Origin of the sequence: Halomonas sp. HK25, from assembly GCF_047795635.1 — a bacterium.
Classification (GTDB): domain Bacteria; phylum Pseudomonadota; class Gammaproteobacteria; order Pseudomonadales; family Halomonadaceae; genus Halomonas.
The window spans coordinates 2929190-2943513 of the sequence record NZ_CP181044.1 but is presented as its reverse complement, the minus strand read 5'-3'; the positions used below and the strand labels follow the sequence as shown (position 1 = coordinate 2943513).

Annotated in this window: 11 protein-coding genes and 1 riboswitch; of the genes, 2 read left to right on the top strand and 9 right to left on the bottom strand. The window is 67.5% G+C overall.

Going from position 1 to position 14324, the window contains the following annotated elements; genetic code table 11:
- Nucleotides 1-47: 47 nt before the first annotated feature.
- From atzF to epmB, 8 genes are all read right to left on the bottom strand, one after another.
- On the bottom strand, nt 48-1862 hold the full coding sequence (atzF, locus tag ACM26W_RS13985) for an allophanate hydrolase (RefSeq protein WP_416137583.1): 1815 nt from the start codon (nt 1860-1862) through the stop codon (nt 48-50).
- Nucleotides 1859-5485 (bottom strand): urea carboxylase, encoded by a 3627-nt coding sequence (gene uca / locus ACM26W_RS13980; RefSeq protein ID WP_416137582.1) that lies wholly within the window; start codon nt 5483-5485, stop codon nt 1859-1861. Before uca ends, atzF begins: the two co-directional genes overlap by 4 nt.
- Before the next feature lie 87 nt (nt 5486-5572).
- On the bottom strand, nt 5573-6211 hold the full coding sequence (locus ACM26W_RS13975; RefSeq protein WP_416137581.1) for an urea amidolyase associated protein UAAP2: 639 nt from the start codon (nt 6209-6211) through the stop codon (nt 5573-5575).
- Nucleotides 6212-6226: 15 nt separating this feature from the next.
- On the bottom strand, nt 6227-6973 hold the full coding sequence (locus tag ACM26W_RS13970; protein ID WP_416137580.1) for an urea amidolyase associated protein UAAP1: 747 nt from the start codon (nt 6971-6973) through the stop codon (nt 6227-6229).
- Nucleotides 6970-7764, bottom strand: coding sequence for an ABC transporter ATP-binding protein (locus ACM26W_RS13965; RefSeq protein WP_416137579.1), 795 nt, complete (start codon nt 7762-7764; stop codon nt 6970-6972). Before ACM26W_RS13965 ends, ACM26W_RS13970 begins: the two co-directional genes overlap by 4 nt.
- Nucleotides 7761-8588, bottom strand: a complete 828-nt coding sequence (locus ACM26W_RS13960) for an ABC transporter permease (protein WP_416137578.1) — start codon at nt 8586-8588, stop codon at nt 7761-7763. The genes ACM26W_RS13965 and ACM26W_RS13960 overlap by 4 nt, the downstream gene beginning before the upstream one ends.
- Before the next feature lie 76 nt (nt 8589-8664).
- Nucleotides 8665-9753, bottom strand: coding sequence for a putative urea ABC transporter substrate-binding protein (locus tag ACM26W_RS13955; protein WP_416137577.1), 1089 nt, complete (start codon nt 9751-9753; stop codon nt 8665-8667).
- A gap of 59 nt (nt 9754-9812) precedes the next feature.
- Nucleotides 9813-9966: riboswitch (guanidine-I (ykkC/yxkD leader) on the bottom strand.
- Nucleotides 9967-10187: 221 nt separating this feature from the next.
- Nucleotides 10188-11222: an EF-P beta-lysylation protein EpmB gene (gene epmB, locus ACM26W_RS13950; protein ID WP_416137576.1), complete on the bottom strand. Its 1035-nt coding sequence runs from the start codon at nt 11220-11222 to the stop codon at nt 10188-10190.
- Between the two features lie 115 nt (nt 11223-11337).
- Between epmB and efp the strand changes: the two genes are divergently transcribed.
- Together efp and epmA are read left to right on the top strand one after the other, a co-directional pair.
- Entirely contained in the window at nt 11338-11904 is a 567-nt protein-coding gene (efp, locus tag ACM26W_RS13945; RefSeq protein ID WP_410283401.1) for an elongation factor P, read from the top strand.
- Nucleotides 11904-12878 carry an EF-P lysine aminoacylase EpmA gene (epmA, locus tag ACM26W_RS13940; protein WP_416137575.1) on the top strand — a complete coding sequence of 325 codons (975 nt, stop codon included), beginning with the start codon at nt 11904-11906 and terminating at the stop codon, nt 12876-12878. The genes efp and epmA overlap by 1 nt, the downstream gene beginning before the upstream one ends.
- A gap of 202 nt (nt 12879-13080) precedes the next feature.
- On the opposite strand, the gene asd is transcribed toward epmA, so the two are convergent.
- Nucleotides 13081-13947: an archaetidylserine decarboxylase gene (gene asd, locus ACM26W_RS13935; protein ID WP_416137574.1), complete on the bottom strand. Its 867-nt coding sequence runs from the start codon at nt 13945-13947 to the stop codon at nt 13081-13083.
- Nucleotides 13948-14324 lie beyond the last annotated feature (377 nt).

Below are 14324 nucleotides of genomic sequence, written 5' to 3'. Positions count from 1 at the left end.
GGCCGGCAATAGCCGGCCCGCGTGCGCTTTGCTGTGATGGCCTTCCGCTATCGGGAAGCCAGCCAGGCCCGCCAGCCGCCGTACTCGGTCACATCCCGAGCCTCGTCGGGCTCATGCAGTGCCCCCGCGGCACAGATGAAGCCGGTCTTCCACTCGCCGCTTGACAGCTCCACCTGCCCGAGACCCAGCGGTTCGGGGATACCCGCCAGGAAGCTACCGAGGCTGGAGGTCGGCAGTCGCCAGACCTCCACCTCGATGGGGGCGCCCCGTACCTCGTCGCGGACCAGTGCCGGGCGTGTCGGCGGCCCGCCGGCCAGGGCAAAGAGGCGGTAACGTGGCGCGCTGGTGGTGCACTCCTGCAGTACGCCGCCTCTCTCGATCAGCTGATGGTTGAGCGGCAGGCCCTCGAGATGGGCGCCGCACACCACCAGGTCCAGGGTGCCGTCCCGGGCCGGTGGGAGCGACGGCAGGGCCGGGCGTTCGAGTCCCGTGGCGCCCAGCGGCAGCATCGAAAGCCCCTCCAGCGCGCGGCCCAGCGAGAGCAGCTTGAGGTCGTCGAAGGTCGGACCGAACAGCGTCGCACCGACGGGCAGGCCCGCGTCAGTGAAGCCGACCGGCACCGCCAGCGCACTGTAGTCGAGCAGGTTCATGAAGTTGGTCCAGGTGCCCAGCCGCGAGTTGACGCCGATGGGGTCGGCGGCCACCTCGGCTTTGGTGGGGTGGGTCACGGTGGTGGGGGAGAGCATCACATCGACTGACGCGATCAGCGTATCCGCCTGGCGCTGGTACTCGGCCAACTGGTAGCGGGCGGCGAAGGCGTCCACCGCCAGCGGCGTGGCGCCGCCTTCGGTGATCTCGCGGGTCACCGGGTGTACCGCCTCGGGGTTGCGCTCGAGCAGGTCGCGGATGGCATGGTAGCGCTCGGCGACCCAGGGGCCCTCATAGAGCAGTCGCGCCGCGGCCAGCAGCGGGCGGCAATCGAGTTCGACCTTCTCGCCACCCAGTGCCTCCAACTGGGCGATCGCTGCATGCAGGCCGGCGCTGTAGGCCGCATCGGTCTGCCACTGGTTCTCATACGGCACCCCAAAGCGGAAGCGCGCCGGGGCCTGGCCATAGGCCTGGCCGTGAATCGCAAAGTCATGGCGGCGTGACCAGGCGCACTCGGGGTCAAAGGCGGAGGCGATCTGGAACACGGCGCTGGCGTCGTCGGCGGTCAGCGTGAACAGGCTGATGGTGTCCAGGGTGGCGCAGGCCGGCACCACGCCGCGGGTGCTGAATAGCCCGAGGCTTGGCTTGACGCCGAACAGGTTGTTAAAGCAGGCCGGCACCCGGCCGGAGCCGGCGGTATCGGTGCCCAGCGCGAAGCTCACCTGGCCGGCGGCGGTGACCACCGCCGAGCCGCTGCTGGAGCCGCCGGGGATGTAGGCGGGGTCGAAGGCGTTGGCCGGCACCCCGTAGTCCGCCGGGGCGCGCTCGCCGACCAGGCCGGTGGCGAACTGGTCGAGGTTGGTCTTGCCCAGCGGCAGGGCGCCGGCGTCGATCAGCCGCTGCACGACGAAGGCGCTCTCATCGGGGGTATAGGCGAAGGCCGGGCAGCCGGCGGTGGTGGGCACCCCGGTCAGATCGATGTTGTCCTTGATGGCGAAGGGGATGCCGAAGAGCGGCAGGCTGTCGGGGGACTCCCCCTCGAGACGTGCCAGATAGGGCTCGAGCTGATCACGGTCGAGCCGGGTGATCCAGGCGGGGTCATGGTCGCGAGTGGCGGCTTCGTCGAGCAGCTGTTCGACCAGGGCACGCGGTGTCAGCTCGCCCTGGCGATAGGCGGCATGCAGGCTTGAAACGCTGAGAGTCGGTGTCGTCATGCCGGCTTTTCCTCGGTTGGTTCCAGAATCACGATGGGCTGTCCCGGGGCCACCGAGGCGCCTTCCTTGAGAGGCAGGCGCGTAACGCGCCCCGCCTCGGCGGCGGTGATCTCGACTTCCATCTTCATCGACTCCACCAGGGCCACGGCCTGGCCGTCTGCCACCCGGTCGCCCTCGGCGACCAGCAGCTTCCAGAGGCTGCCGGTCACCGGGCTGTCGATGCCGTGCTCATGGTCACCGAGTTCTGCGGCGTCGGCTGCCTCCGGTGCCTGGTCTTCGAAAGTGAACTGGCCGTTGGCTCGCCAGTTCGCCATCTCCGTCTGGAAGGCGGCCTCGCGACGTTCACGGAAGGCGTCGATGGCCGACGCGTGGCGTTTCAGCTCGGCCTGGTAGTCGGCGAGCTTGAAGCGCGTGGTCTCGACCTTGAGTGGATAGCGGCCATGGGGGAAGTCCCGGCGGATCTGCGTCAATGCCTCGTGGCTCACTTCGAAGAAGCGCAGCTGGTCGAAGAAGCGCAACAGCCATGGCTGGTCGAAATGCTCGGTGACCCGGTAGCGGTTCCACATCTGCAGGGTGCGGCCGACGAACTGGTAGCCGCCGGGCCCTTCCATGCCGTAGACGCAGAGGTAGGCGCCACCGATGCCCACCGAGTTCTCGGCGGTCCAGGTACGCGCCGGGTTGTACTTGGTGGTGACCAGGCGCTGGCGAGGGGCCAGGGGGGTGGCCACCGGCGCCCCCAGGTAGACGTCGCCCAGTCCCATCACCAGGTAGCGGGCATCGAAGACGATATCGCGCACCTCGCGCTCGCTCTCCAGGCCGTTGATGCGGCGGATGAAGTCCAGGTTGCTGGGGCACCAGGGGGCGTCCGGGCGCACCGAGCGCTGGTACTTGTCGATCGCCTCATGGCAGGCCGGATCATCCCAGGAGAGCGGCAGATGCACGACCCGGGACTCGACCTCCAGGGTCTCGACGTCGCGTAGCTCGCGTTCTGCCTGTGCGAGGTGGCCGAGCAGGTCGTCGAGCGCTAGCTCGCGCGGCTCGTAGTGCACCTGCAGCGAGCGGATGCCGGGGGTGAGCTCGCGCAGCCCCGGCAGAGGGTGTTCGCCCAGCCACAGCATCCAGGCATGGACCCGAAAGCGCAGGGCAATATCCAGCTCCATGGCACCGAACTCGATCAGCAGGAAGTCGTCGCCGGCGCGGCGATAGAGGATCCGCTCGCCGGCCTCTTCGGCCGGCACGTCCCGCAGCAGCGGGCTGTCGCGCTGCTCGACAAGGGCAGTGGAGGGCTGTGCGATCAGGCTATCGAGCTCGGCCAGCTGACGCGCCTCGCGCTCACGCGCGGTGGCCAGGCTGACCGGTACGAAGCGCACCTTGTCACCGGCGGCCAGCTGGCCGAGTTTCCAGCGCTCGGCGCGTATCACCGTGGCCGGGCAGACGAAGCCGCCAAGGGATGGGCCGTCCGGGCCGAGTATCACCGGCATGTCACCGGTAAAGTCGATGGTGCCGAAGGCGTAGGCGTTGTCGTGGATATTGGACGGATGCAGCCCCGCCTCGCCGCCGTCGGCCCGCGCCCACTCGGGGCGGGGGCCGATCAGCCGCACCCCGGTGCGGCTGGAGTTGTAGTGCACCTCCCAGTCGTGGGCGAAGAAGGCGTCGATATCGCCCTCGGTGAAGAAGTCCGGCGCGCCGTGCGGGCCGTAGAGGACGGCGACCTCCCAGGTACGCCCCTCGTCCTGCTGGCCTGCGGGGCGTCCGAAGGCGGGCACCAGCGCCTCGGGCAGCGTGTGGGTCGTGACGGGGTCGAGGTCGGGCAGTTCGAGCATATCTCCGCTGCGCAGGGCGCGCCCGCCATGCCCGCCGAACTGACCCAGGGTGAAGGTGCTGCGCGACCCCAGGTACATTGGGCAATCGATGCCGCCGCGCACCAGCAGGTAGGCGCGGGCGCCGGCGGCGGCCTTGCCGAGCTTGAGGGTGGCCCCGGCCGGGATATCGAGGACCTGCCAGAAGGCCACCGGCTCGCCGTCGAGGGTGGCGGGCAGCGCCGTACCGGTCAATGCAATCTGTGTAGCGCGGTGGAAACGCAGGCTGGGGCCGGTGAGGGTGATCTCCAGGCCGGCGGCCTCGGCGGGGTTATCGAGCAGCCGGTTGCCGAGCCGGAACGACCGGTCGTCGAAGGGCCCCGAGGGGGGGACACCCACGTCCCAGTGGCCCTGGCGGCCGGGATGATCCTGTATCGTGGTCAGTGTCCCCGGCGTCAGGACCTCGATCACCGGCGGCGCCCAGTCGAGGTCGGCGAGCCAGCGGGTGTGGATCTCGGCACGCTGGAAGCGTGGGTCACGCAGCACCTGCGATAGCCAGCGGCGGTTGGTGGCGATGCCGTAGACGCGGGAGGCGTCCAGGACCTCGGCCAGTTGCGCCGTGGCCGTGGCCCGGTCCTCGGCGTGCACGATGACCTTGGCCAGCATGGGATCGAACAGCGCCGAGACCTCGAGGCCGGCCTCGATGGCATGATCGACCCGCAACCCCGTCTCGGCGGGGAAGGCCACCTCGGTGAGCAGGCCCGCGCTGGGGCGGAAATCATGCAGGGGGTCCTCGGCGTAGAGCCGCGCCTGGACGGCATGGCCGCGGGGGGCCAGGTCGCGGGTCAGCGCCAGCAGGTCGGGTAGCGCCCCGGCGCCGAGGCGGACCATCCAGTCGACGATGTCCACGCCCCAGACCTCCTCTGTGACCCCATGCTCCACCTGCAGCCGGGTGTTGACCTCGAGGAAGTAGAACGTCTGACGCTGCGCATCGTAGATGAACTCCACGGTGCCGGCGCTGCGATAGGCCACCGCCTCGCCGAGCCGCACCGCGGTGGCATGCAGTTCGCGACGCACGGTGTCCGGCAGGTCGGGGGCGGGGCACTCCTCCAGCACCTTCTGGTGACGGCGCTGGGTGGAGCAGTCGCGCTCGCCCAGCGCCACCACCCGGCCCTGGCCGTCGCCGAACAGCTGTACCTCCAGGTGACGGGCGCGGGCGATATAGGCCTCGAGGAACACCCCGGCATCGCCGAAGTTGCGCTCGCCGAGTCCGCGCACCGAGTCGAAGGCGCGCGCCAGCTCGGCGGCATCCTGGCAGACCTGCATGCCGATCCCGCCGCCGCCGGCGGTGGACTTGAGCATCACCGGATAGCCGATGCGCTCGGCCTCGACGAGGGCCACTTCGGCGCTGTCGAGCAGCCCGGAGCCGGGCACCAGCGGTACCTCGGCCCGCTCGGCGAGCAGGCGGGCTTCATGCTTGAGGCCGAAGCCGCGGATCTGCTCGGCGGTGGGGCCGAGGAACACCAGCCCGCCGGCCTCGCAGGCTTCGATGAAACGAGTGTTCTCGGAAAGGAAACCGTAGCCAGGGTGCACCGCCTGGGCGCCACTCTGGCGCGCGATGGCGATCAGCCGATCGATATCCAGGTAGGTATCGGCGGCCGCGCCCTCTCCGAGAGAGAAGGCCTCATCGGCCTGGTAGACATAGGGCGCTTCGCGGTCGGCCTCGGCGTAGACCACCACCGAGCCGATCCCCAGCTGTTTGATGGTGCGCAGGATACGCGCGGCGATGGCGCCGCGATTGGCAATCAGGACCTTGGTAAACATAGTGCCTTGTCCATCAACGGTGCGGGCCGTCCCGCGTCCGAGAAAACAGCCGCCGGGGTCGTCCCTGGCGTCAATGCCAGCAGGCGACTAGTCCCACACCAGCAGCTCGATGGGTGTCGGGTCATAGCCGTTGCAGGGGTTGTTGAGCTGTGGGCAGTTGGAGACCAGCACGATCACGTCCATCTCGGCGACCATCTCCACGTACTTGCCCGGCGCCGAGATACCGTCCTCGAAGGTCAGCCCGCCCTCGGCGGTCACCGGCACATTCATGAAGAAGTTGATGTTGTGGGTGATGTCGCGCTTGGTCAGGCCGTACGCCGGATGGTCGGCGATGGCCTGCATCCAGTTGTCGCGGCAGGAGTGCATATGCCGCTTCTCCAGGTCGTAGCGCACCGTGTTGCTCTCGCTGGCGCAGGCGCCGCCCAGGGTGTCGTGGCGGCCGCAGGTGTCGGCGGTAATGGTCAGCATCGGCCTGCCCTCGCTGGAGAGCAGCGTCGAGCCGGCGGTGAGATACACCGCGCCCTGTTCGCGCAGCGTGTCCATGGCGCTGTAGCGTTCGGCCGTGTCGTGGGCACTGAAGAACAGCGTATCGGCGGCCTGGTTACCCTCAAGATCGAGGATGCGCAGGGTCTGGCCGGCCCTCAAGGTGCCGATGTAGTGATCCCCGGCGTCCACCGTGGTGCGACTCACGGCGTTCTCGGGGCGCCGGGTGCTTTCGATGATCATGCGGTGCATCCTCCCTCAGAGGCCCAGGTGGTAGAGGCGGTTGTTCGCGAAGCCGCGGGCGTTCTCCGGCCGCGAGCGGTAGCAGAGATCGTCCTCGCCCGGCGGTGGGGCGACGCCCAGCGCGATGTCCACGCCACGTCGCGGGTAGTCGGGGCTGGGGTCCAACGGGTGGGGGCAGGTGTGCAGCAGCACCAGCGTATCCATCTCGAAGCGCAGGGTGACGCTGTTACCCGGCTGGCAGTGATCGGGCACATAGCGCAGCTGGCCGTTGGCGTCGCTTTCGACGCGGGAAAAGAGGTTGAGGTTGGCGGTGAGGTCGCGACGACCCAGGCCGTACTTGGCCAGCTCCACCAGGAAAGCGTCGTGGCCGGTGCGGGTCCAGTCGTTGTGGGCCTGCTGGTAGCTCACCGGCTGCCAGCCCTTGGCCACCAGGTGGTGGCGCATCAGGTTGCCGCCCACGCTGTCGTGCCAGCCCAGGTCGTCACGGATGATCGAGGCGAAGATGCGTCCCATGTCGGAGTAGAGGCAGTGCCCTTGGGTCAGCTTGAAGGTGTGCTGGCACTTCAGGCTGTCGGGCAGATTCAGGCGCTCGAGCAGGTTCTCGGGGTTGTAGCACAGCAGCCCCACATTGCTGTCCGTCTCGCGGGCGGTGAGGGTCAGGGTGGTGCCGCGGCGCAGGCGCAGCGACCAGTGGTGGCCGCCGGGCAGGTGGGTGGTATAGAGCGCGTCGCTGAGGTCAGCGGTGTGTGCGGGCGTGCTCATAGCAGCGTCTCCTGGGTCAGGGTCTTGAGGCCACGCTCGGCGAAGCGGGCCGGCAGGTCCGCCGGTGGTTGGCGCTCGCCGATCGGCAGGTCGTAGGTGATGGTGGCGCCGAACGCCTCGGGGGCATGAGGGTCGTGGCGCAGCTTGTCGAAGACCCATAGCCGGGTGCCCAGGGCGAAGGCCTCCTTGAGGTCGTGGGTGATCATAAAGATGGTCAGCTGCTGCTCCTGCCAGAGACGCAGGATCAGCTCGTGCATGTCCTGACGGATGCCCGGGTCCAGCGCGCCGAAGGGCTCATCGAGCAGCAGGATGCGCGGTCGCATCATCAGCGCCTGGGCGATGGCCAGGCGCTGCTGCATGCCGCCGGAGAGCTCGTGGGGGTATTTGCTCAGGGCATCGGCGAGGCCGACTTCCTCTATGCGCGCCATGGCCTTGTCACGGGCATGGCGGCGAGCGGCGCCGAAGCTCTTGCCCAGCCAGCGTGACTGGCCGAGCTCCTCGGCGATCATCACGTTGCCAAGCACGGTCAAGTGGGGAAACACCGAGTACTTCTGGAACACCACGCCGCGGTCCGGGCCCGGCTCATCGGGAATCGGCCGATCATCGAGGGTGAGCGACCCGCGGGAGATGCGCTCGGTACCCAGCAGCATCTTGAGGAAGGTGGTCTTGCCACAGCCCGATGCCCCCACCAGGGTGACGAATTCGCCGGCCTCGACGCGGAAGTCGAGGCGCTCCAGCACCACATGCTCGCCGTAGTGCTTCTCCAGGCGCTTGGCTTCGAGCAGGCTCATGCGTTGTCTCCCTCTTCGGCGTGGTACCAGGGGAAGGCCAGCCGCGAGGTCCGCGCCAGCAGCTGATCGAGCAGGAAGGCCAGCAGGGTGATCCAGGCTACATAGGGCAGGATCACATCCATCGACAGGTAGCGACGCACCAGGAAGATGCGGTAGCCGAGCCCCTCCTGTGCGGCGATGGCTTCGGCGGCGATCAGGAACAGCCAGGCCGTGCCCAGCGCCAGGCGGGTGGCATTGAGCAGCCGCGGCGTGAGTTGGGGCAGCAGCACCCGGACCAGTACCTGCCAGGAGTTGCCGCCCAGGGTCTGGGCCTTGATCAGCTGCTCGTCGGGCAGGCGCAGGGCGTGGCCCTGCAGGTCGCGGATCAGAAAGGGCGTTACGCCGATCACGATCAGCGCGATCTTGGCAGCCTCCCCGGTGCCGAAGGCGATGAACAGGATCGGCAGGATGGCCATGGGCGGAATCAGCGAGATCACCGTCACCAGTGGCGAGAACTTGGCGCGGATCAGCGGCAGGCCGCCGTTGGCGAGCCCCACCCCCAGGCCGATCAGCGCACTGATGGCCACCCCGATCAACAGTCGTTCGAGGCTGGCGAAGGTGTCCGCCCAGAGGGTGATCTGGCCGGTGCGCACGTTCTCTTCGGTGGCCATGGTGAAAAAGGTGCTGGCCATGGTGGCCGGGGCCGGCAGCAGCCGATCATCGGGGTTCTCGGCGAGCCGCGCGTTGGAGAGGGCGATATAGACCATCGCCACCACCAGAAAGGGCAGCAGGCCCAGCAGCCAGCGCCCCCCGCGCGAGGGTGTGAGATTGATCAGGCGTTTCATGAAGGCTCCACGTCAGGGTGAGGGGACAAGATCGCTCGCCACCCCCGGGGCGGCGAGCGATCTCCTGACGGCTGGCTTATAGTTGTGCGTCGATATAGGCTCGGGTGAAGCTCGGGTCGAAGCGCAGCATGATGTTGTCCTCGTCGCCGAATACCCCCTGGGCGGTTTCGATACCCACCACCCCGGGGTTGGGCGCCATGTCGCCGAGCAGACCGTGTTCGAAGCTGAATTCCGCGACCCGCTGCATGGTCTCGAGCAGGTCGTCGCTCTCGATCAGCGCGAGGGCCTCGGCCGGGTCGGTATAGAGGTAGGTGGCATCGAGCTGGGCACGATAGCCATCCAGGTCGGTGCCGGCGGCCTCGGCCATCTGCGAGAGTGCCGCTTCATCGCCATCGGCCATCAGCGCCATGGTCTCGTACCAGGCGCCGACCAGGGCATGGCCCAGTTCGGGGTAGTCGGCCAGGGTCTGGGTGTTGACCACCATCAGGTCGAGGATCTCACCGGGTATCTCGCTCGAGTCGAAGGCCAGGGTGCTGCCCTCGAGGTCCGTCACGGTAGAGAGCTGGGGGTTCCAGGTCACTACCGCGTCGATGCTGTCGCGGCTGGCGAAGAGCCCGGCGATATCGGCGTCGCCGGTATTCACGGTGGAAACATCGCGCTCGCTCATACCCACGCTATCGAGCGCGCGGGCCAGCAGGTAGTGGGAGACGCTGAACTGCACCAGGTTGACGTCACGCCCGGCAATGTCTTCGAGGCTGTCTGCGTTCTTCAGTACCACGCCGTCGTTGCCGTCGGAGTAGTCGCCGACGATCAGCGCGGTGGAGTCGACGCCGCTGGCGGCGGGGATGGTCAGGGCGTCCATGTTGGTCATGGCGCAGCCGTCGACGTTTCCGGAGGTGAACTGGTTGATCGACTCGACGTAGTCATTGACCTGGATGACCTCGATCTCGATGCCGTACTCCTCGGCCCAGCGATCGACGATACCGGCCTCTTCGGCATACCCCCAGGGCATCCAGCCGGCATAGATGGACCAGCAGACGCTGAACTGGTCGCGTTCCTGAGCTTGGAGTGGAGCCGCGGTCAGCGCTGAGACCAGCACCGTGGACGAGATGGCGGCGGCGAGGGTGAGTCGCTTGGGAGAGAAGGAACGGGTGGGCTGGGTCATGGTGGCCTCCAATGGGCTCGAGAAAAAATCGGGGCATCGGCGCAACCTGCTGCACCTGATCCTCCCGGGCTTTTCTCCCGCCGTGTAACCTTGCGCTGTGGGTTAGGGCGCCCCTATGGGCGTGCCCCTGTCTTGCGCCGGGTCGACGGCTCTCGGACCAGTCATCGCATCGGGGTAAGTGATGATGCGATCGGAACCCTAGCCGTCCATTGGAAACTGAATTGTCTGGCAGCCATCGATGCACTGCCGATACCCCGTATCACTATGATGAAAGCAAAACGAATGCCCGATATGGCGTTATTGTCGGTTAAACAGCAGCTTGAACGCGTCTAGAAAGCCACGTTCCCAGCGTTCGGCGGCATCGTCGGGTGGCATTGGTGCAGAAATGGCTCGGCGCGCATTGTTGTGGTGCATTGGCGTGGTGAAAAGCTCCGCTACAGCGGCGTCTTGCTCCCCTCGCCGGGGATCTCCCTGACCAAGCGGGGCATCAGGAACCCCGGCAGCAGATCCCTGAGGCCCGCGACCAGTTCGCGGGCCTCCTCGTCTGGCACGTCGAAATGGGCTGCGCCGGCCACCGGGTCGAGCACGTGGAGGTAGTAGGGCAGGATGCCGGCCACGAAGAGTCGCTCGGAGAGCGTGGCGAGGGCGTCGACCGAGTCATTGACTCCGCGCAGCAGCACGCTCTGGTTGAGCAGGGTGACGCCTGCGCCTTTTAGCCGCTCGCAGGCTGCCACAACGGCGTCATCGATCTCCTGGGCGTGGTTGATATGCAGCACCACCACCTTCTGCAGGCGGGTAGCGCCGAGCCAGCCGAGCAGGGCGTCATCGACACGATCCGGGATCACCACCGGCAGGCGGGTGTGAATCCGCAACCGCGTGAGGTGGGGAATGGCGTCGAGGCGCTCCACCATCCAGGCCAGCTGGCGGTCGCTGGCGGCCAGCGGGTCACCGCCGGAGAGGATCGCCTCGCGGATAGTAGTGTCGTCGCGCAGGTGGTCCAGGGTGGCCTCCCACTGGGCTCGCGACGGTGAATTGTCTCCGTAGGGGAAGTGGCGGCGGAAGCAGTAGCGGCAGTTCACCGCGCAGGCGGGGCTGGTGATCAGCAGCACCCGGCCGGCGTACTTGTGGATCAGCCCCCTGGCCGGGGTATGCGAGACCTCTTCCAGGGGGTCGGCCACATAGCCCGGGGTCGGCACGGCCTCCTCACCCAGTGGCAGCACCTGACGTAACAAGGGGTCGGCCGGGTCATTCGGCCGCATCCGGGAGAGGAAGGCCACGGGGACGCGCACCTCGAACAGCGCATGGCCCGCCTCGGCGCCGGGCCGCCAGGCCTCGTTCAGCCCAAGGCGCCGGCACAGCTCGGCGGGGTCACGGATGGCGCCGGCCAGCTGCGCCTGCCAGGCGGGCGGCGGTGACAGCGGCTCGGCCTCGTCGTGACGCTGCAAAAGGGGGGGGCTTCGGGTTATCATGCGGCACACCAGTCAATGCGGGCGAGGCGGGTTCTTGAAAGCCTGGCCTCGTCGAATGTCGTTTCCCAGCGCGCCCCCGGGACCCGGGGGCGCGCTCGAACATGAGTGAGAGAAGATGGCGAACTATTCTACCAACGAATTCAAGGGCGGTCTGAAGGTGATGCTGGACGGCGATCCCTGCGCGATCGTCGAGAATGAATTCGTCAAGCCAGGCAAGGGGCAGGCATTCAACCGCGTCAAGCTGCGCAACCTGATCACCGGCCGGGTCTGGGAGCGCACCTTCAAATCCGGGGAGTCCCTGGAGGGCGCCGACGTCATGGATCTCGACATGGAGTACCTCTACTCCGACGGTGAGATGTGGCACTTCATGAAGACCGATGGTTCCTTCGAACAGTACGCTGTCGAGAAGAAGGCCCTGGGCGACACCGTCAAGTGGCTCAAGGAACAAGTGGCCTACACCGTGACTCTGTGGAACGACAACGCCATCAGCGTGACCCCGCCCAACTTCATCGAGCTGGAAGTGGTCGAGACCGACCCGGGCCTCAAGGGCGACACCGCCCAGGGCGGCTCCAAGCCGGCGACGCTCTCCTCCGGCGCCGTGGTCCGCGTGCCGTTGTTCATCAACCAGGGCGAAATCCTGAAGGTGGATACGCGCTCCGGGGATTATGTCAGCCGCGCCTGATGCGAAGCGACTGGCGACCCAGCGCCGATATCGAGACCCTGCGCGCCCGCGCCCGGCTGATCGCCCAGGTGCGGGCGTTCTTCGCCGGGCGCGGGGTATTGGAAGTGGAGACGCCTGTGCTGGGCCACGGCGGCAGCACCGATCTGCACCTGGCCTCCCTGAGCACCGAGGCCACCACTCCCGCCGGTCGCGAGCGCCTGTGGCTGCAGACCTCCCCGGAGTTCGCCATGAAGCGGCTGCTGGCCGCAGGCTCCGGGCCGATCTTCCAGTTGGCGCGCTGCTTCCGCGACGGCGAAGTGGGGCGACGCCACAACCTCGAGTTCACCATGCTGGAGTGGTATCGCCCGGGGTTCTCCCTCAATGAACTGATCGAGGAGTCCGTCGAACTGGCGCGCCATGTGCTGGGTCGCGATCCCGGCCCGCTGCGCCGCCGCCGCTATCGCGAGCTGTTCCGCGATCAGCTGGCCATCGACCCCTTCAGCATCGAGCTCGCCGAGCTGCGTCGGCTGGCCGGCGAACGGGGCGGGCTCTCCATGGCAGACGCCCCCCGCGACGACTGTCTCGATCTGCTGTTGAGTCTCGCGATCGAGCCGCACCTGGGGCGGGAGGGCATCGAGGTGGTGGTGGACTACCCGGCCAGCCAGGCGGCGCTGGCGCGGCGCCACCGCGACCCGGAGGATGGCGAATGGGTGGCCTCGCGCTTCGAGCTCTATCTCGCGGGACTGGAGCTGGCCAACGGCTACGACGAGCTCACCGATGCCGCCGAGCAGGCGGCCCGCTTCAAGGATGACAACGTCGCCCGGCGGTCCGCGGGGCTAGCCGAGGTGGACGTCGACGCGCGCCTGCTGGCGGCACTTGAGCATGGCATGCCGGCAGGGAGCGGGGTGGCGCTGGGTATCGACCGGCTGATCCAGCTGGCGCTGGGCCGGGAGAGCGTGGCGGAGGTGATGGCCTTCGCCACCCCGCGGTGCTGAGAAGCTTCTCAGCAAATGCTAGTGAAGTTCACCAGTGGGAGATTCTATGTTGCCCCTCAAACCTTCACGAGGCTTGGAGCATCTGGTGGGAGCTGGGCTTCGCCCGGCGAATGGCGGCGAAGCCGCCTCGGCGGTGTTGGTTGCGTTAGCGCATGTCGCCCAGGAGCCCTTCGGTCTCCCTTCGCCGGGCAGAGCCCAGTTCCTACAACAAATCCCCAGCCCTAACCGAAGTCTTGAAAGCTCCCAGCGACTGCCCCATCTGCACCTTGGCGCCGGGCTCGATGGCGTTGGCGAAGGCCACCGGCTCGGCGAAGGCCATCACCACCGTGGAGCCGAGCTTGAAGCGGCCCATCTCCTCGCCCTTCTCGAGGCGCACCGGCGTGTCGAAGCGGATGCGCTGCACGCCACCGCGGGGCAGCGGGGTGATCTGCCCGGCCCACACCGTCTCGATAGCGGCGACGATCATCGCCCCCACCAGCACCATCGCCATGGGGCCGTGCTCGGTGTCGAAGTGGCACACCAGGCGCTCGTTGCGGGCGAACAGATTGGGCACGTGCTCGGTGGTGGCGGCGTTCACCGAAAAAAGCCGCCCCGGCACGTAGACCATCTCCGTCAGGGTGCCACCGACCGGCATATGCACCCGGTGATAGTCGCTGGGGGAGAGGTAGATCGTGGCGAAGCTGCCCCCCAGATAGCGCCGAGCCGCGTCGCCGTCGCCACCCAGCAGGTCCATGACCGAGAAGTGATGGCCCTTGGCCTGCAGCAGCTGGCCGGCCTCGACGGGGCCGAACTGGGACAGGGTCCCGTCGGCGGGGCTCGCGACCCCCTCGCCGATGGGGCGGGCACCGTCCTCCAGCGCGCGGGTGAAGAAGTCGTTGAAGGTGGCATAGGCCGTCGGATCCGGCTCGGCGGCCTCATCCATGTCGACCCGGAACTGGCGGATGAATCGCCGCACCAGGGCGTTCTTCAGCCAGGGGGTACGGCACTCGGCCAGCCACCCCACCAGCCGTGACAGCAGGTGGTGGGGCAGCGGGTACTGGATCAGGGCAAACAGCTTGGATAGCGACACGGACGGGAAATCTCTTCAGGGGGGGGGGTGGGTAGATGATCGGTAGGGTGGGCTAAGCGTCCTTGAGCTTGAAGCTGGAAGAGCGCCGCTTCGCGGCTGGAAGTTGGAAGAAAAACCCTCCCCGGCTTCGCCGGGAGCTGGAAGAACGCCCGCTACGCGGGCTTAAGCTGGAAGCTTGAAGAAAAAGCTTGACACCTGGTTGGGTGGCAACATGCTGCCTTCCAGCTTCCAGCTTCCAGCTTCCAGCTTCCAGCTTCCAGCTTCCAGCTTCCAGCTTCCAGCTTCCAGCTTCCAGCTTCCAGCTTCCAGCTTCCAGCTTCCAGCTTCCAGCTTCCAGCTTCCAGCTTCCAGCTTCCAGCTTCCAGCTTCCAGCTTCC